Below are 18,063 nucleotides of genomic sequence, written 5' to 3'. Positions count from 1 at the left end.
ATTCAACAACCTGTGAGTACAAGGCTCTACCATCGGGAAAGAGCAAAAGGAAAGCCAATGACAGCACCCACCGTTGCCAAGCACGAGACACCGGTAGATCTAGCCACGGAAACAACCGAACAACGCAAAATTCGTTTTGAAAAGGACGCGATGCAGTACGTTGATCAGCTCTACGCAGCTGCTCTGCGCATGGCACGCAACCCCACCGATGCTGAGGACCTCGTGCAAGAGGCATACGCGAAAGCGTATTCCTCATTCCACCTGTACACGCCGAGTACTAACCTCAAAGCGTGGTTGTACAGAATTCTCACGAACACGTACATCAACCTCTATCGTAAGCGCCAGCGCGAGCCCCAGCAGTCTCACACCGACTCTGTCGAAGACTGGCAGCTAGCCCAAGCAAGTCAGCACGACTCATCGGGGCTGAAATCCGCTGAAATGATGGCGTTGGATAATCTACCCGACACCGACATCAAACGTGCCCTTCAAGAAATCCCCGAAGATTTTCGTATGGCCGTTTACTACTCAGATGTTGAAGGGTTCTCCTACAAAGAAATTTCAGACATCATGGGCAGCCCCATCGGCACCGTTATGTCTCGACTACACCGAGGACGCAAGCTACTGCGCGACTCCCTTGCTGACTACGCCCGCGAACGCGGCATCACCACCAACAACTCGCAGAAAGGATAACCTGCAATGACCGATTCATCAGATAAATCGCAGAACTGCTGCGAGCAAGAAATCAACAAAATCTATGAGTACCTTGATGGTGCCGTCAGCAAAGAAGACGTTGAAACCTTCAAAAAACATCTGGGAGAGTGCACCGACTGCACACAGGAACACGACCTTGAAGTCATGATTCGCGAAGCTATCAAACGCTCCTGTTGTGAAAAAGCACCCCAAGAACTTAAAGACAAAATTCGTATCAGCATCGACGAAATCAAAAAATAAAGCATAGGCGAAGCTCATTTGCCTGTTAAAAACCAGGCGCCGGTTAGACTCTAAAGAATCTAACCGGCGCCTGAAAAGTATTCAAGGTACCTTATGCGTTGGGGCGCTTACCGTGGTTTGCGCCGCCCTTACGACGGTCCTTGCGCTTACGACCGCGCTTGCTCATGAGAGCCTCCTTCTACAAATTACGGTTCTACCGCAACCCAAAAGACGGGTTACAACCGAATGTACTGCTGCGGCAGAAATGAGCCACAGCACTGCCGTCCATTTTCGCACAAATAACAGGTGAATGCACCTTTAACCGTGCACAAAAAACAGCGGGACGGCTCACACCGAACCCTAGACAGGCTCAGGCAGGTTCAACCAGGAGTACCAGCCGCGGTGCAAAACAAGCCACGCCATCAGACCGTAGCCTGACTGGCCGGGACGTCCGTCATTAGCTGCCAAGTCATTGCGCCACTGCTCGTGATGCAACAGCGGGTTGAATGTATCAACATAGACATGGTTTCGGCGAGTCACAACATCAGCGTAAGCCGCTGACAAATCAGCGATACGGCGGTTGCGTTCAGCGTCCAGTGTCGGGGGAGGACCAACGACCAAGACCTTCACATTGTTCTGCGAGGCCATATCGACCATGTTCGCAAGGTTCAAACGTGAACGAGCGCTGGTGATATCCAAATCAACATCCAAAGTTGAAGGTGCAATCACTAGGCGGTTATCAGCACCCTGCGAAAAACGACGAGCCGCCTCTTCAAACCAGCGGCTATTCAACAGTTCGCTACCTTCGCCCGGTGCCGCCAAATTGTAAGCTGCAACCGATGCGATATTCTGCGGGGTGCGTGCCATGACGCGGCCGAACCAACCCAGGGCGCGGGGATCTCCAACGCCTGAGAGCAGCTCATCACCCACTGCTACAATTCGAATGTTTCGCTGATCCACGAGAACCTTTTCTGTTGTTGACTGAAATGCGCACTTTCACGTGCCCACTTTTACTCTTACATACAGAATACAAGGCACGCGCGTTATCGTGCCAAACCTAGTACATATTTACTCAAGTTCGTGAACTCTATGAAGCTGTATCTGCTGTACAAAATGCCCCGTACCGTCAAAGACGACAGTACGGGGCATTTTGTGAGTAGCTTCTAAGCTAGAGTTTAGCGGTCAAACGCCTCAGCCAAGATGTTGTCCAATTCAGCCTGGTGGCGACGTCCGGTACCGGCAGCCGGTGAAGCTGAAGCGGGACGTGATACCAAGCTCATCTTGTAACCAACATGGGGCAGAAGGTTGAGAGCCATAAAGGGCCACTGGCCCTGGTTAGCAGGCTCATCCTGTGCCCAGATCAACTCTGCGTTGGGGTACTGGGCAATCTGCTCCTTGATTTCTTCAAGAGGCAAGGGGTAGAGCTGCTCGACACGAACAATTGCAGTCTTGGTGTCCTTGCGCTTGATGCGCTCAGCCTCCAAGTCGTAGTAGAGACGACCGGAGACCAGGATCAAGCGGTCTACCTCTGAAGCATTCAGGTTGCCCTGATCCTCGATAACAGGCTTGAAGCTGCCGGTGGTGAAGTCCTCAACCGATGACGCTGCTGCCTTGAGACGCAGAAGCTGCTTGGGAGTGAACAGAACCATGGGCTTGTGAGGACGCGAGTGAGCGTGCTTGCGCAACAGGTGGAAGTGCGATGCCGGGGTGGAGGGCATAGCAACAGTCATGTTGTTCTCTGCACACAGTTGCAAGTAACGCTCGATGCGAGCTGATGAGTGGTCAGGGCCCTGACCCTCAAAGCCGTGAGGAAGCATCATAACCAGTGATGAACGCTGTGCCCACTTCTGCTCTGCTGAAGAGATGAACTCATCGATGATGGTCTGAGCGCCGTTAGCGAAGTCGCCGAACTGAGCTTCCCAAACAACCAGTGAGTCAGGGCGCTCGACGGAGTAACCGTACTCGAAGCCAAGCACGCCGTACTCAGACAGCAGTGAGTTGTAGATGCTGAACTTACCCTGATCTTCGCTCAGGTGAGCCAGCGGGGTCCATTCTTCGTCAGTCAAACGGTCGTGCAGGACAGAGTGGCGCTGTACGAAAGTGCCGCGCTGAACGTCCTGACCTGACATACGCACGTCGATACCCTCCAGCAACAAGGAACCGAAAGCAGCGAGCTCGCCGAAGCCCCAGTTAATACCGCCCTCAGTTGCCATTGCGGTGCGCTGTTCCAAAAGCTTCTTGAGTTTCTTGTGAACAGTGAAGCCCTCGGGAACAGCCGCAAATGAATCGCCGATGCGCTTGAGAGTATCGGCCGAAATTGCGGTTGAACCGGCTTCCTGAACTGAATCCTCTGACTGCTGAGCAGCCGGACGCTCGATGTTAGCAACAGCCGCAGCATCAGCGGTGACCAGGGGAGCAGACGATGACTGGGCCTCGTGGGTCTCAGTGAAGATCTGCTCCAGACGTGACTGGTAGTCCTTGAGTACGCGCTCTGCTTCTTCCTGGGTGATATCGCCGCGTCCTACCAAAGACTCGGTGTAAATCTTGCGGGTTGAAGGCAACTCTTCAATCATGTTGTACATCTTGGGCTGGGTCATCGAAGGATCATCCGCCTCGTTGTGACCGCGGCGACGGTAGCACAGCAGGTCGATCACGATGTCCTTGTTGAATCGCTGGCGGTACTCGAATGCCAGGTGACCTGCACGAACAACTGCCTCGGGATCATCTGCGTTGACGTGGAAGATCGGTGCCTGAATAGCACGAGCCGAGTCAGTGCAGTAGGTCGATGAACGGCCATCTGACGGGGTGGTGGTGAAGCCCACCTGGTTGTTGACGATCACGTGAACGGTGCCGCCAACCTTGTAGCCCTCAAGCTGTGACATTTGCAAGGTTTCAAAGACAATGCCCTGACCAGCGAACGCTGCGTCGCCGTGAACGAGAATCGGCAGAATCGGGTAGTCCTTAGCGCCGGTACCTGCAAGGTTATCCTGCTTAGCGCGGGCAATACCTTCGAGCACGGGGTCAGCGGCTTCAAGATGCGAGGGGTTAGCAGCCAGGTAAACCTGGGTCTGGTTACCGTTATCTGAGGTGAACGTGCCCTCGGTACCCAAGTGGTACTTCACATCGCCCGAACCACCGGTGATGCGCGGATCCATCTCGCCTTCGAACTCGCGGAAGATCTGTGCGTATGACTTGCCCGCAATGTTGGTCAGAACATTCAGACGACCGCGGTGAGCCATACCGATAGCAACACCAGACATGCCATCATCAGCAGCTTCAGAAATGATGTAGTCGAGCAAGGGAATCAAGGATTCTCCGCCCTCGAGCGAGAAGCGCTTCTGACCGAGGTACTTGGTCTGCAAGAAAGTCTCGAAAGCTTCTGCAGCGTTGAGCTTACCCAGTACACGGAACTGCTCCTCGCGGCTGGGCTTGGAGTAACCGTGCTCCAGCTGATTCTGGAACCACTGACGCTCGACGGGGTTTTCAATGTGCATGTACTCGACGCTGACGGTCTGGCAGTAGGCCTCGCGGAGCAATTCAAGAATCGCGCGCAACTGCAAGGTGTCCTTCTCACCGAAGCCGCCGGTAGGCCAGTAACGATCCAAATCCCACAGAGTCAAACCGTAGTTCTCAATGCGCAGATCCGGGTGGGTGAGCATCTCATAGCCCAGCGGATTGGTCTGTGCAATCAAATGACCGCGAACACGGTAAGCGTGAATGAGCTGCTGGATGCGAGCAACCTTTGAAACCTCAGTTGCGGGGTCAACCTGGTTGTCCTTAGCCCAGCGAACGGGCTCAAAGGGAACGCGAAGAGCTTCAAAAATCTCATCGTAGAAGCCCTCGTTACCCAGCAAGTAGCCTTCAATAATCTTCAAGAACTCACCGGATCCTGCACCCTGAATGACACGGTGGTCATAGGTTGAGGTAAGGGTGAGAATCTTTGAAACGCCAGCGCGAGCAATAGTCTTATCGGATGCGCCGCGGTACTCTGCCGGGTAGTCCAAAGCACCTGCCCCAATGATGGCGGCCTGGCCCTTTGAGAGGCGGGGGACCGAGTGGACGGTACCAATACCACCGGGGTTGGTTAGTGAGACAGTGGTGCCACGGAAGTCCTCAACAGTGAGCTTGCCATCGCGTCCGCGCTTTACGATGTCATCGTATGCCTCCCAGAACTCTGCGAAGGAGAGCTCTTCAGCGCCCTTAATGTTGGGAACAACCAGGTTGCGGGTTCCATCGGGACGGGGAAGGTCAATAGCCAAACCGAAGTTGACGTGAGCGGGCTGAACAGCGGCGGGACGACCCTTCTCATCTTCACCAAAGGTAACGTTCATAGACGGGAAATTCGCAAGGGCGCGAATAATGGCGTAACCGATGATGTGAGTGAACGAAATCTTGCCGCCGCGAGTACGAGCCAAATAATTATTAATCGCGGTGCGGTTATCGATGAGAACCTTGGCGGGAATTGCGCGAACAGTGGTCGCGGTAGGAACAGTCAGTGACTCTTCCATAGTGGTTACAACTGCCTTTGCGGGACCGCGCAAGGTAGAAATTGTTTCTTTCTTTTCTTCTGCAGGTTCCTGAGAAGGTGCCACGGTCGCCTCTTTTTTCTTCAGTTTCTCTTCGGTTTTAGACACAGTACCGCTTGCCTTTTTGACCTGTTCACCCTCATCGGTAGGCGCAACTGGGCGGGGTTCTGCCTGAGCCGGTGCGGTTTCTATGACCTTGTTGGGATCAGGGTGATGATCTTCTTTTTTCTCTGCCGGTGCAGGTTTCTCTGAAGACTGTGCGGATGCTGAGCTGCCGGACTTCTTCAGTTCTGCTTCGAACAATGGCCACCAAGACTGCTCAACTGATGATTTATCGTTCTGGTACTTTTCAAATAGTTCATCAATGAACCACTCGTTACCAGCAAATTCTTCTGGCCAGCGACTTTCTGACTGGTTTGGCACGTTTAGCCTCTTCCATTCGATGTGGGGTTTGAACGCCGTCGAGTTGCTTGGTTTCGAACCATGCCTCGGAAGGTATCTGGGTATCCAAGCGAACGGGTCAGCTTCGTCTCTTGAGACCAGTCTAATAACCCAAGAGCTATATGACGAAAGGCACCGAGGCATAAAGAAACATTATTTCGCGCAGAAAAATAAGTTTCAGGCAGGGGAGTTCAGGTCAAAGAGCAACAAACCACACGATACCCATGCTTATTTGTGGGTTTGACCCTGTAAAACAATTGGTTTTGAGTGGGTTTACCTATTTTTGTGTCTGGAAAAAAATTCTAAAATATTAACTGCCGTGACACGCAAAGGTCTTTCACGTACTGAACTGGCTCAGAATAAACCCCACCTTTACGCCCCTGGCAAACACACGCATCCGTAACGAACCTTGCAGAACAAATACTAGGAATAGCACTCACTCTTTGACTAAAATTGGGGCATTATGGACGACTCTTTTAGTTGCCGCCCACACCAGCATCATGCGCTCAGCGCAGATGCCAGAGTCACTGGATATCCGGCTCCCGTTTTTACATCACATTCGTGCCCTCGCAACAGGGGGATTCGCTAAATGGAATGGCTTCTTCTTCTCGTTGGTATTTTGCTGATTTTTGGCACTGGATTCTTCGTTGCAATGGAATTCGCACTGGTTGCTTTGGACCAGTCAGCTGTCCAGCAAAAAATTGACAATGGCGATACCAAGGGAGTTGCGGTTTTAAAATGTCTCAAGACATTGTCAACCCAGCTGTCCTCGTGCCAGTTGGGTATTACCATCACAACCCTGCTCACCGGTTACACCTTGGACGTTGCACTCCAGGCTCTAGTGGTTGACTCAGTATCTAGCTGGGGTCTTCCTGAATCGGCTGCCCGCATCCTTATCTTGATTTTCTCAATGGGTGTAGCCACCGTCTTATCTATGGTGCTTGGTGAGCTGATTCCCAAAAATATGGCGATTGCTGTCTCTTACCCCACTGCACGTGCCCTGGCACCTTATCACCTGATGTTCACCAAAATTATGAACCCGCTGGTGCGCACCATGAACGGGGGAGCCAACAAAATTTTGCATCTCTTTGGGTTGGAGGCGAAAGAAGAGCTTTCTGGTGCTCGCACTCCCGAAGAGCTTTCATCGATGGTTCGTCGATCAGCCGTTGAAGGCACCTTGGATTCAGATACCGCACGGTTTGTGGATAAGACACTTTCCTTTGCAGAGCTGACAGCTGTAGACGTGATGACCCCGCGCCGCCAGGCAATTATGCTTGAAGACACCGCTTCGGTTGCGGACGTCGTTGAGATGGCGCGTACCACCGGTCACTCGCGTTTTCCTCTCTATCGCGAAGACCAGGACAACGTTGTTGGCGTCGTCCATCTGAAAAAAGCTATCGGTGTTCCTGAAGATGTGCGCCCTAATCTAGAAGCTGGTGCGCTGATGGAAGACGTATTGCGTGTTCCCGAAACGGTGCACCTTGACTCCTTGCTGTTGCAGCTGCGCGAGGGTGCCTTGCAGCTGGCTATCGTTCTCGATGAGTACGGTGGCACTGCGGGTATGACCACTCTTGAAGACCTCGTCGAAGAAATCGTTGGCGAAGTTTCTGACGAGCACGACTCAGGTAACGTAGAAGAACGCCCCCTGCACATGGGTAACGAAGACTGGATGTTCTCCGGTCTTCTGCGCCCCGATGAAATCTCTGATTACATCGATGAGCTGGATATTGAAGAGAACCCTGCCTTTGAGACCATGGGTGGTTTCATGATGTACGCGTTAGGACGCGTGCCTGAGGTAGGCGACACCGTACCTGTAGAAGGCGGAACACTGCGCATCGAAAGTATGGAGCAGCGTCGTGTCGACCGAATCCGCTTTATTCCCACCCCTGAAGCTAGTTCAACACGAGAAGGGAGCGTGCGCGCATGAATGACTGGTTAGCACTTGGTCTTTTGGTTGTTTTGTTGGCGGGTAATGCTTTCTTCGTGGGAGCTGAGTTCGCGATTATGTCGACCAGACGCTCACAGATCGAGCCTCTGGCGGAAGCCGGTAACAAGCGGGCGAAGACGGCACTGTTTGCGATTGAACACGTATCTTTGATGCTGGCTACCTGCCAGATGGGTATTACTGTTTGCTCGCTGCTGATTTTGAATGTTTCAGAGCCGGCTTTGAAACACCTCATGGCTGGCCCGCTAGAAGCCATCGGTATTCCTTACGAAATCGTGGCGACTCTCAGCTTTGTGATTGCCCTGATTATCGTGACCTATCTGCACGTTATTTTCGGTGAGATGGTGCCCAAGAACGCGTCTGTTTCGCTGACCGATAAGGGTATCGCTCTCTGGTTTGCACCGCCGCTGGTATTCTTCTCGCGTCTGCTCAAGCCCATCCTCGTGTTCTTGAACTGGTTGGCGAACCATGCTTTGCACGCTTTGAAAATTGAGCCTAAGGATGAAGTTTCATCGACCTTTACCCTGGATGAGCTTCAGAATATCGTGAAGCATTCCACTGAAGAAGGCACCGTTGAAGATGAAACAGGTGTGCTTTCTGGTGCTTTGGAGTTTAGCTCTAAAAAGGTGGAAGAGATCATGGTGGAGTGCGAAAAGGTGGTCACCCTTGACTTCCCGTGCACCCCCAACGATATTGAGCATGCTTGTGCACAGACCGGCTATTCCCGTTTTGTGATGCAGGATGCGGCGGACGGTACCTATATGGGCTACGTTCACGTCAAGGACATGCTTGCATACGTTGGTTCTCGTGGCGATGAAAATATCCCGTGGGGACGCCTGCGTCCGATGGCGATTCTTCGCCCGGATGTGGAGATTGACGAAGCGCTTGCAGCTATGCAGCGTAACCGGGCGCATCTTTCGCATGTGGTCTCTGCCGACGGTGTCAGCTTGGGTGTTCTCTTCCTGGAGGACATTCTGGAACAGCTGGTGGGCGAAATCAAAGACACCACGCAGGAGCACGTTCGTAGGCGTGAAGCCGCGAACAGGGTGTAAGGCTCACTGAGAAAAGTCTAGGGAAGGGTCGATGCTGGAATACCGGCGTCGACTCTTCCGTTGTATTCAGTGTGTTCTGAAGTACGCAGGCTTATATTGCAAAAAGGTTGCGGGAGCAAGTAAGCTCTATTTGAAAATGATTCGCGTTTAGAAAGTTCTAAAAATGTCCAAGTTGCTCAATAATGTAGCCCTGTTTTCCGTAGCAGCCCTTGCACTTGCTGGTTGTTCAGCGGGGGATAGCAACGCATCCGGATCATCGGATGACAGCCTGAAGATTGTAGCTACTACGGACGTCTACGGCGATATCGCCAAGCAGGTGGTCGGAGATAAGGCTGAAGTTACCTCCATTATCAACTCCACCAGTCAGGACCCCCACTCATACGAATCAACCCCCAACGACCGTCTGACCATTAAGGACGCTGACGTTGTAGTGTACAACGGAGCGGGATACGACGTTTTCGCTGAAGAGATGGTGGGGCAGGATAACCCCGACCAGAAGGGCGTCAACGCCGTTAAGCTCTCCGGCATGATCTCTGATGATGAGTACAACGAGCTGTACGAAGAGCACAGCCAAGCTCATCAGGAAGGCGAGCATACCGCGCACGACCACGAATTCAACGAGCACATGTGGTACGACCTTGAAACCATGAAAAAAGTAGCTGATCAGGTAGCTACCGATATGGGTGAGCTCGACACCGAGAACGCTCAAGCTTACAAAAAGTCTGCAGAAGAGTTTGACCAGAAGCTTGATACCATCAAAGCATCTGCCAAAGATTCTGGTGCTCAAGACAAAAAGTTTGTGACCACCGAGCCTGTACCCAACTACCTGCTGGAAACCGCGGGTATGCAAAACGTAACCCCCGAAAACTTTGTGGCAGCTATTGACTCGGACTCTGACGTAGCACCGCTGACCATGCAAGAAATCAAAGATCTGATCACTGCTGGAAACCTCGATTTGGTTGCCTACAACGAGCAGACCGAAACCAGTCAGACCAAAGAAATTCGTGATACCGCTGAGAATTCATCTGTGGCCACCGAATCATTCACAGAAACCCTGCCCGAAGGCAAAGACTACGTTCAGTGGATGACCGACAATGTAGAAAACGTGAAGAAGGCAGTAGCCTAGAACCTATGACACATGTGCAGCACGCGCCCGCGTCCATCGAAATAGCTAACGGTGCGCTATCCTTCGGTCAGCGCGACCTCTGGCAAGACCTCAACCTTCGAGTCGAACAGGGCGAGTACTTTGCAGTGCTCGGACCTAACGGCTCAGGAAAGTCAACATTTTTGAAGGTTGTTCTGGGTCTCACCCACATGAACAGTGGTCAGATTTCGGTGCTTGGCGCGCCTGCACGTGCCGGTAACCCCGGCGTGGGGTATGTGCCTCAGCAAAAAAGCATTAGTCAAAATACACCCATGCGAGCTCGAGACCTCGTGGGGTTAGGCATCGACGGACACAAGTGGGGGATTCGTCTCAACACGAGATCGTACCGGTCAAAGGTTGATGAACTCTTAGAAGCTGTCGGCGCAACTGAATACGCTAATGTACCCGTTGGTCTCTTATCGGGTGGTGAGCAGCAGCGTCTACGTATTGCTCAGGCCCTGGCAAACGATCCGCAAATTCTACTTGCCGATGAAGCCCTGCTCTCGCTGGATCTACACCACCAATACGCTGTCTCTGATCTGATTCACCAGTACAACAAGCGACATAACGCAACCGTTGTCTTCGTGACCCATGAAATTAATCCAATCATCGATCACGTAGATCGTGTGCTCTACCTAGCAAATGGACGCTTTACCGTGGGCACAGTTGAGCAAGTGATGACCTCTGAGGTGCTGAGCGATTTGTATCAAACCCATGTTGAAGTCATACGATCCAACGGACGCTACATCGTAGTTGGCGGCGATCAAAACGCTGAACACGAAATGCGCCAGGGGCTAGAGCACGCGCTTCCTGCAGACCCAGCGAAAGGACATCACTAATTGAACTCTCTTGTACTTGGAGTAACGGCTAGTGATCTGCTCAGTCGCATCTTTGTATTTGACCGCTACGGCGAGCTCGTTGACCTGCTGAGCCAGTCTATTTGGGCCGGTGCTGTCCTGGGCGTTATCGGTGGCTTTGTGGGAATGTTCATTATGATGCGCGACCACGCGTTCGCTGTGCACGGCATCGCTGAAATTTCTTTTGCCGGCGCGGCTTTGTTCTTGTTGCTAGGTTTCAACGTGGTGACAGGCTCGTTGGTGGGATCGATCGTTGCGGCTCTCTTGATTGGTCTTTTGGGTGTGCAACGCGCTGAGTCTAACTCAGTCATCGGCGTGCTCATGCCCTTCGGGTTAGGTTTGGGTATTCTCTTTCTGTCGCTCTATGAAGGACGCAGTGCCAACAAGTTCTCCCTGCTCACCGGCCAGATTGTCTCAATTAGTGACTCGCAGCTGAGCACCATGATGATTGGTGCGGTGGTGATTATCGCGGCTTTGGTAGCTCTGTGGCGTCCCCTCACGTTCGCCTCTGTAGACCCTGACGTGGCTCGCGCTAAAGGTGTGCCGCTGGGCTTCCTGTCCCTAGCATTTATGGTCATTCTCGGCATTGCCGTCGCGCTGTCAGTACAGGTTGTCGGCTCGCTTTTGGTACTTGCCCTACTCGTCACCCCGGCTGCATCCGCACTGCAGGTGACCGCGTCCCCACTCAAAGCACTCATCTTCTCAGTAATTTTTGCTGAACTTGCAATCGTCGGTGGCATTATGCTGGCGTTGGCAGGCACGCTGCCCATCAGCCCCTACGTCACCACTATCTCATTCATTATCTACATTATCTGCCGCATCACCGGTGGCTACAAACGCCGCAACAGCGCATCGGGACGTCATCTTGGTGCCGTCAAAGTGGCGTCCTAGAAACATAAAGAATGGGGGCGGTGACATTGAGTCATCGCCCCCATTATTTGCTGTTTTAGACCTAATGGGCTGCTTCTGAACATTCCTTACACAGACCGGTAATCTCTACTACGTGTGAGAGATCAGTAAACCCGTACTTCGCCGCAATAGAATGAGCCCACTCCTCAATAGCAGGAGCCTCAAGCTCTACCGCCTTGCCACAATTGCGGCACAGCAAGTGGTGGTGATGATGCTCTGCCTCGCACCTGCGATAAATGGACTCACCATCTTCAGTACGAATAACATCCACCTCATTGTTAGCCGCCATGGACTGCAAAATACGGTAAGTAGTTGCTAGAGAGACTGACTCGTTACGAGATGCCATGAGCTGGTGAAGTTCCTGAGCGCTCATGAAATCATCGAGATCAGCGAGGGTCGCATTGACGATGCGACGTTGCTTAGTATTGCGGATTTCAGGCTTACCATCTGACTTAGTTTGAGGCATAGCATCGTCCTTAGCGGTAGAAAATCTTTTTCTCAGTAAACTTTACCGGAGCGAGAAATATTCCGCAGACTCTCTCACCTCTCGGCGAATTGTTGAAGAAATAAGCCAGCTTGTTGCCGCAAGTCAGGTGAATTTACTGACACCGTGGACTAGGGTTGAGGTATGAAACTTACAAAATACACTCACTCATGTGTTCGTCTTGAAAATGAAGGCAAAACGTTGGTTCTTGACCCCGGTGGATTCTCTGAAGTTGAGAAGGCACTGGACGGCGCAGATTATATTTTCATCACCCACGTGCATCCTGATCACTTTGATTCTGAGCGTGTTATCGCATTTTCGAAGGAAAACCCCGAAGTTCCTCTTTACGCACCTCAGGCTGTTATCGATGAGGTTTCCAAGGAACTTCCCGAGGCTAAAGTCCAGCTGGCTGAGGCTAAAGAAACCATTGAGCTAGAAGGTTTTACCCTGAAGACCTACGGTAGTCAGCACGCACTGATTCACCCGTTGGTACCCACTATCGATAACGTTGGTGTTTTGGTCAACGACAATGTGTTCCACCCCGGAGATTCATTCACCGTGCCTCACGGAATCCAGGCAAAGACCCTGCTCGCTCCCATCCACGCACCGTGGAACAAAATGAGCGAAGTCATCGACTTTGTGATTTCAGTTCGCGCGCCTCAGGTGTACCCGATTCACGACTCGCTCTTGGCCGACAACGGTCGAAACCTCATCGAAACTCAGGTCACCAACCTCACCGTGGACTACGGAGTCACCTACACCCACCTTGACCCCGAAGAAAGTGTTGAGCTTTAAACTTGAGCGGAGGAAGACATGTCCACTGTATTCACCAAAATCATTGAAGGCGAAATCCCCGGACGCTTTGTGTGGAGGGACGAGAAAGCTGTTGTTTTCTTGACCATCGAGCCTTTGGCGCAGGGCCACGTACTCGTGGTGCCTCGCCAGGAAATCGAGCACTGGGTAGATATGCCCGCAGACCTTTCAGCCCACGTCTTTGATGTGGCGCACAAGGTGGGTAACGCTATCAACAACGTCTGGAATCCCACTAAGGTGGGCGTCGAAATTGTCGGCTTGGACGTCCCACACGTTCACGTTCATGTATTCCCGGCCAACGACTTCCAAACCTTCAACTTCGCTAACGCAGATTCAAACCCCGACTCAGCCGTTATGGATGAATCAGCGGAAAAGATTCGCGTAGCATTGCGGGATGCTGGCTTCGGAGAGTTCGTTCCTGAAAGCTAGAGCGTGAGCTGAATGTTTTGCGTCGCGGGATGCTGATGGTCAACTGGCTCGGGGCTGGCGTTTAAGGGAAGTTGACCATCAGCATTCTCGCAGACGCGTTGTAACCACCATTTCTAGAAAAATCCGGTGCCGTTGACATCAACGACACCGGATTTTTGTTACCCCTGCAGAGTAGAGAATCTAGCCCTTCTTCAGCGCCTCTACAGCTTCGCGCAGTGCCTTAGAGATGCGCTTTTCGGACACGGTATAAGCGGTACCTAACTCTTGGGCGAAGAAGCTCACGCGCAACTCTTCAATCATCCACTCCACACGCTCAAGATCGCGAGAGGGCGATGTTCCCGTTGGCAACGATTTGATAGCCGCATCGTAGGCGTCCTCAAGATCTTGAACAATCAGCATCTGCTGGTTATCGCGGTTGACGTTGGCGCCCACCAGCTTTTCAATGCGGGACTGCATTGCTTTGAGGTAGCGCGGCATATGCACCAGCTGGTCGTAGCCTGTTTGCGCCACGAAACCGGGGTAAACCAGGTTATCTAGTTGTCCCTTCATATCGCTCATGGCGTGTACAACAGCCAGCGATGAAGATTTCTTGATCATCTTGCGTACTTTGCCGGCCTCGCTGAGAATTTCGGCCACGAGCTTGGTGACGTCGAAGACGGTATCAATGAGATTGGCACGGACTGTGTTGAACAGCGCATCGAACTCACCCTTGGTAAAGGGCGCGGACGCGGGCGTCAGTTTATCGACGGCAGCCACTGTGCAGTCGGTGATGAGCTGGTCGACTGAGCCGTGCGGGTTCTGGGTGAAGACGATTTTCTCTTTGTTGTTGAGATGATCGCTCACGTAGCGCACGGGGGAGGGAACCTGCAACTGCAAGAGGCGAATAACACCGCTACGCTGAGCCCGGTCTTGCTCGTGTGTTGAGGTGAAGATGCGAATGCCCACCGATTTGCCTTCATCTACCAGAGCGGGATAGCCCGATACCGCCTGGGTTGCGATAGTGCGCTCAATCTTGCGGGGCAGATCCTCCTGAGGCCATTCGGTGAGGCCGCTACGCTCTACAACACCGTGCGACGCTGGTTGCGCGGATGAGGGAACAGAGGACTGCTTCTTGCCGGACTGACCGGGTTTGCCGGTATTCTTACCCGGTTTTTGAATAGCTGACTTACCGCCCATCATCGCTGCCAAAGCATCGGGGGATGCCCCTAACGATGCCGCCAGCGCAGAACGAATCTCGGTGTGTAGCTTGCCCTGAAGCTCTTTCAGGTCTTTGCCCTCACCGAGAATCTTGTTCTGCGGGTTGCGTACCTGGAAAGTGAAGCGCAGGTGAGCGGGGACAGCGTCCCAGTTGAAGACCTGCGGGTCTACAACATGGCCGCGTAGGCGTCGCAGGGTTAAAGCCAGAGCTTCTTCAATCGAAGTTTCAAGTGGGGAGAATTCCTCGCTCATCGCGGCTACTGCTTGGCGTGCAACATCCGGTGCTGGAACAAAATTCTTGCGAATCTGCTTAGGCATGGACTTGATCAGCGCGGTCACAAGTTCTTCGCGAAGGCCAGGAATCAGCCATTTAAAGGGCTCAGGTTCGAGCTGGTTGAGAAAGAGAATCGGCACCTGTACCGCGATACCGTCTGTTTGTGCCTCATGAGAACGCACGCCGCCCACCGATACACTCGGCGCGTATTCGTACCGCAGATCAAGAACCAGCTCGCCATTGGGGCTGTGCTGGGTCCAGGTGCGGGGAAACTGCGACTCATCGTAGTCAGCAGCGTCCTCATCAATGAGATTTTCGAGATCAAAATCGAGAAGGTGCTCGTTGCGGGTTCGTTCGTCCTTCCACCATTTATCAAAATGGCGTTCAGAGACGATATCAGCGGGAATGCGCGCATCGTAGAAGTCGAAGAGCGTTTGGTCATCGACGCGTAAGTCACGACGACGCAAGCGTGCTTCAAGTTCTTCGACGGCGGCGAGCGCTTTTTGGTTGCGTTTGAAGAAGTGATGACGCGTGTTCCAGTCGCCTTCAACGAGGGCTGCCCGAATGAACATTTCGCGGGCAGTTACTGGGTCGATGCGCCAGTACTGCACACGGCGGTCGGCAATAATGGGCACTCCGTAGAGGGTGACTTTCTCGTGTGCCATGACGGCGCCGAGCTTGGACGACCAATGTGGCTCTGAGTACTGACGCTTCACCAGGTGAGAGCCGACTTCTTCAACCCACTCGGGTTTGATGTCGGCATTGACGCGCGCCCACAGGCGACTGGTTTCCACGAGCTCCGCTGAAACGACCCAGTCAGGACGCTTCTTGAACAGTGCCGAGCCGGGGAAAATCGCAAAACGGGTACCGCGAGCGCCCAGGTATTCATTGGGGTTGCGTTCGTCTTTCAGACCAATATGGGAGAGCAGGCCAGAGAGCAGTGACTTATGGATTTCGTCCTGGTGGTCAGCGGGGGAGATATCGCGTCCACCGCTCACGTTCACGCCGGCGCCGCGTCCCATCTCACGCAGCTGCGCAAACAGATCCTGCCATTCACGAACGCGCAAAAAGTTGATGAACTCGCGGTGGCACATCTTGCGGAACTGACTCGAAGACAGCTCGTCCTGCTTTTCGTTGAGGAAGTTCCACAGTAGCAGGAAGCTCATAAAGTCTGAGGTTTCATCGGTGTAGCGTTTGTGGAGCTCATCGGCTTCGCCGCGTTTTTCGGCAGGACGCTCGCGCGGGTCTTGGACGGTCAGCGCCGCTGCGAGCACCATCATTTCTTTGGCGCATCCGCGTTTATTGGCTTCAACAATCATGCGGGCAAGACGCGGGTCAACCGGTAGCGACGCCATGGCACGTCCGACTGCGGACAGAGGTGAGTTTCCACGACGATTGTGACCGTGCGAATGCTTGCGCTCGCGTAGGGCACCCAGTTCACGCAAGAGGTTAACGCCGTCGTTAATAGCACGCTGCTCAGGCGGCTCAACAAACGGGAACTTCTCAATATCACCGGGCGCACGAACCACACCGATAGAGGTCATTTGCAAAATAACAGCAGCAAGATTGGTGCGCAGAATTTCGGGGTCGGTGAATTCGGGGCGTGATGCGAAATCATCTTCGGAATATAAGCGAATAGCAATACCGTCAGAGGTACGGCCAGCGCGTCCAGAACGCTGATTAGCGCTCGCCTGCGAAATGCGTTCAATCGGCAGGCGCTGCACCTTGGTGCGAGCTGAATAACGCGAGATGCGGGCAGTACCCGTATCAATCACATACTTGATGCCGGGCACCGTCAGCGATGTTTCAGCAACGTTGGTTGCCAACACGATGCGCGGCTTCCCCGAAGGTCGGAAGACGCGGTGCTGCTCTGCCATGGACAGACGGGCATAGAGCGGCAGAATTTCATAGTTTCCGAAACGACGCGACGACGTCACCAGCGAACGCAAAGCGTCCTCAGCATCGCGAATTTCGCGCTCACCCGAGAAGAAAATGAGGATGTCACCAGGCTCTTCTTCTGAGAGCTCGCGAACGGCGTCCAAAATGCCGTCGATAGGGTCGCGGTCATCATCGTCTAATCCGTCGCCCGCGTCGTCGGCGTCCTCGCCGCCGTCGCCTGTGCGTGGATCAGACAGCGGGCGGTAGCGAATTTCCACCGGGTAAGTGCGACCGGAGACCTCAATGATCGGCGGGGCATCATCGGGTAGAAGCTGCTCAGCAACTTCCTTCTCTTCGGGAGAGAGTGAATCATCAACGATGCCTTCACCGGGCACGAAAGAAGGCGCAAAATGTCGGGCAAAACGCTCGGGGTCAATGGTCGCCGAGGTGATAATGACTTTGAGATCGGGACGCTTGGGCAACAGACGCTTCAGATAACCCAGAATAAAGTCGATGTTAAGTGAACGTTCGTGAGCCTCATCGATGATGATGGTGGAGTACTTCTTGAGCTCGCGGTCGTTGGCGATTTCAGCCAGCAAAATACCGTCTGTCATCAGCTTGATCGCTGAGTTTTCTGAGACTTCAGAGGTAAAGCGTACTTGGTAACCCACAGTGTTACCAAGTTTCTCGCCCAACTCCTCGGCGATGCGCTCAGCGACGCTTCGGGCTGCCAGACGACGGGGCTGGGTATGACCAATCAAGCCGTTGTCCGCCAAGCCCAGCTGCAGGCACATCTTGGGAATCTGGGTGGTCTTACCCGAGCCGGTTTCACCCGCGATGATAACCACCTGGTTGTCTCGAATGGCGTCCATGATGTCATCACGGCGCGCTGAAACGGGTAGCGACTCAGGGTAGGTAATCTCATCGAGATTGAGCGTGACGACCGGCTTTTCAAAACGGGCTGGCTGCTTGTTGCCGCGCCGCTGACCACCAGGATTGCGGGGCATACGACGCTTGTTGCTGGAGGTGCGCTTGCCGCGCTCGCCGGACGGCGCGTCCGTATTGGCGCGCTGTTCTTTGGCGCCGGGCTGCGGTTCAGAACGACGCGTGGGTGCGGCGTGCATTGCGGATGCGACTGAGGCTAAAGAAGGCTTAGAAGAATTAGACATACTGCACACTATTTT

Annotated in this window: 14 protein-coding genes; 9 read left to right on the top strand and 5 right to left on the bottom strand. The window is 53.3% G+C overall.

The annotated features are described in order from the left end of the window. The first annotated feature begins 57 nt into the window (after window positions 1-57). Together HF984_RS00590 and rsrA are read left to right on the top strand one after the other, a co-directional pair. A complete protein-coding gene (locus tag HF984_RS00590) occupies window positions 58-690 on the top strand; it encodes a sigma-70 family RNA polymerase sigma factor (protein WP_168613738.1) in 633 nt (210 codons plus the stop codon). 6 nt (window positions 691-696) lie between these two features. After that, window positions 697-951, top strand: a complete 255-nt coding sequence (gene rsrA, locus HF984_RS00585; protein ID WP_168613737.1) for a mycothiol system anti-sigma-R factor — start codon at window positions 697-699, stop codon at window positions 949-951. Between the two features lie 91 nt (window positions 952-1,042). Here rsrA and HF984_RS11895 read toward each other — a convergent pair whose 3' ends face one another. The 3 genes from HF984_RS11895 to HF984_RS00575 form a co-directional block, all read right to left on the bottom strand. After that, window positions 1,043-1,117, bottom strand: a complete 75-nt coding sequence (locus tag HF984_RS11895) for a 50S ribosomal protein bL37 (RefSeq protein ID WP_095343185.1) — start codon at window positions 1,115-1,117, stop codon at window positions 1,043-1,045. 173 nt (window positions 1,118-1,290) lie between these two features. Then, the gene (locus HF984_RS00580) at window positions 1,291-1,890 is read right to left on the bottom strand and encodes a GDSL-type esterase/lipase family protein (RefSeq protein WP_168613736.1); all 600 of its coding nucleotides are present in this window, start codon (window positions 1,888-1,890) and stop codon (window positions 1,291-1,293) included. A gap of 215 nt (window positions 1,891-2,105) precedes the next feature. Beyond that, window positions 2,106-5,879, bottom strand: coding sequence for a multifunctional oxoglutarate decarboxylase/oxoglutarate dehydrogenase thiamine pyrophosphate-binding subunit/dihydrolipoyllysine-residue succinyltransferase subunit (locus HF984_RS00575; RefSeq protein ID WP_343947414.1), 3,774 nt, complete (start codon window positions 5,877-5,879; stop codon window positions 2,106-2,108). A gap of 607 nt (window positions 5,880-6,486) precedes the next feature. On the opposite strand from HF984_RS00575, the gene HF984_RS00570 reads away from it, so the two are divergent. The 5 genes from HF984_RS00570 (at window position 6,487) to HF984_RS00550 (ending at window position 11,786) form a co-directional block, all read left to right on the top strand. Further along, window positions 6,487-7,824, top strand: coding sequence for a hemolysin family protein (locus HF984_RS00570; protein WP_168613734.1), 1,338 nt, complete (start codon window positions 6,487-6,489; stop codon window positions 7,822-7,824). After that, window positions 7,821-8,894: a hemolysin family protein gene (locus tag HF984_RS00565; RefSeq protein ID WP_168613733.1), complete on the top strand. Its 1,074-nt coding sequence runs from the start codon at window positions 7,821-7,823 to the stop codon at window positions 8,892-8,894. The genes HF984_RS00570 and HF984_RS00565 overlap by 4 nt, the downstream gene beginning before the upstream one ends. Window positions 8,895-9,057: 163 nt before the next feature. Beyond that, complete coding sequence (locus tag HF984_RS00560) at window positions 9,058-10,020, top strand: metal ABC transporter substrate-binding protein (protein WP_168613732.1); 963 nt, start codon at window positions 9,058-9,060, stop codon at window positions 10,018-10,020. 5 nt (window positions 10,021-10,025) lie between these two features. Continuing rightward, complete coding sequence (locus HF984_RS00555) at window positions 10,026-10,877, top strand: metal ABC transporter ATP-binding protein (protein ID WP_168613731.1); 852 nt, start codon at window positions 10,026-10,028, stop codon at window positions 10,875-10,877. Then, a complete protein-coding gene (locus HF984_RS00550) occupies window positions 10,878-11,786 on the top strand; it encodes a metal ABC transporter permease (protein WP_168613730.1) in 909 nt (302 codons plus the stop codon). Window positions 11,787-11,847: 61 nt separating this feature from the next. Here HF984_RS00550 and HF984_RS00545 read toward each other — a convergent pair whose 3' ends face one another. Then, window positions 11,848-12,270: a Fur family transcriptional regulator gene (locus HF984_RS00545; RefSeq protein ID WP_168613729.1), complete on the bottom strand. Its 423-nt coding sequence runs from the start codon at window positions 12,268-12,270 to the stop codon at window positions 11,848-11,850. Between the two features lie 162 nt (window positions 12,271-12,432). Between HF984_RS00545 and HF984_RS00540 the strand changes: the two genes are divergently transcribed. Continuing rightward, window positions 12,433-13,083 carry an MBL fold metallo-hydrolase gene (locus HF984_RS00540; protein ID WP_168613728.1) on the top strand — a complete coding sequence of 217 codons (651 nt, stop codon included), beginning with the start codon at window positions 12,433-12,435 and terminating at the stop codon, window positions 13,081-13,083. Window positions 13,084-13,101: 18 nt separating this feature from the next. Next, window positions 13,102-13,530: an HIT family protein gene (locus HF984_RS00535; protein WP_168613727.1), complete on the top strand. Its 429-nt coding sequence runs from the start codon at window positions 13,102-13,104 to the stop codon at window positions 13,528-13,530. A gap of 180 nt (window positions 13,531-13,710) precedes the next feature. Here HF984_RS00535 and hrpA read toward each other — a convergent pair whose 3' ends face one another. Continuing rightward, window positions 13,711-18,048: an ATP-dependent RNA helicase HrpA gene (gene hrpA / locus HF984_RS00530; protein WP_168613726.1), complete on the bottom strand. Its 4,338-nt coding sequence runs from the start codon at window positions 18,046-18,048 to the stop codon at window positions 13,711-13,713. Between the last annotated feature and the right edge of the window lie 15 nt (window positions 18,049-18,063).

Origin of the sequence: Rothia terrae (assembly GCF_012396615.1) — a bacterium.
Taxonomy (GTDB): Bacteria; Actinomycetota; Actinomycetes; order Actinomycetales; family Micrococcaceae; genus Rothia; species Rothia terrae.
Note: the sequence above shows the minus strand (reverse complement) of the source record. Positions and strands in the feature narration are given on the sequence as shown.

Excerpts from the sequence above, each read along its gene's own strand:
- HF984_RS00560 (WP_168613732.1), top strand. The coding sequence starts at position 9,058 with ATGTCCAAGTTGCTCAATAATGTAGCCCTGTTTTCCGTAGCAGCCCTT.
- hrpA (WP_168613726.1), bottom strand. The coding sequence starts at position 18,048 with ATGTCTAATTCTTCTAAGCCTTCTTTAGCCTCAGTCGCATCCGCAATG.
- HF984_RS00590 (WP_168613738.1), top strand. The coding sequence starts at position 58 with ATGACAGCACCCACCGTTGCCAAGCACGAGACACCGGTAGATCTAGCC.
- HF984_RS00540 (WP_168613728.1), top strand. The coding sequence starts at position 12,433 with ATGAAACTTACAAAATACACTCACTCATGTGTTCGTCTTGAAAATGAA.
- HF984_RS00535 (WP_168613727.1), top strand. The coding sequence starts at position 13,102 with ATGTCCACTGTATTCACCAAAATCATTGAAGGCGAAATCCCCGGACGC.
- HF984_RS00555 (WP_168613731.1), top strand. The coding sequence starts at position 10,026 with ATGACACATGTGCAGCACGCGCCCGCGTCCATCGAAATAGCTAACGGT.
- HF984_RS00545 (WP_168613729.1), bottom strand. The coding sequence starts at position 12,270 with ATGCCTCAAACTAAGTCAGATGGTAAGCCTGAAATCCGCAATACTAAG.
- HF984_RS00570 (WP_168613734.1), top strand. The coding sequence starts at position 6,487 with ATGGAATGGCTTCTTCTTCTCGTTGGTATTTTGCTGATTTTTGGCACT.
- rsrA (WP_168613737.1), top strand. The coding sequence starts at position 697 with ATGACCGATTCATCAGATAAATCGCAGAACTGCTGCGAGCAAGAAATC.
- HF984_RS00565 (WP_168613733.1), top strand. The coding sequence starts at position 7,821 with ATGAATGACTGGTTAGCACTTGGTCTTTTGGTTGTTTTGTTGGCGGGT.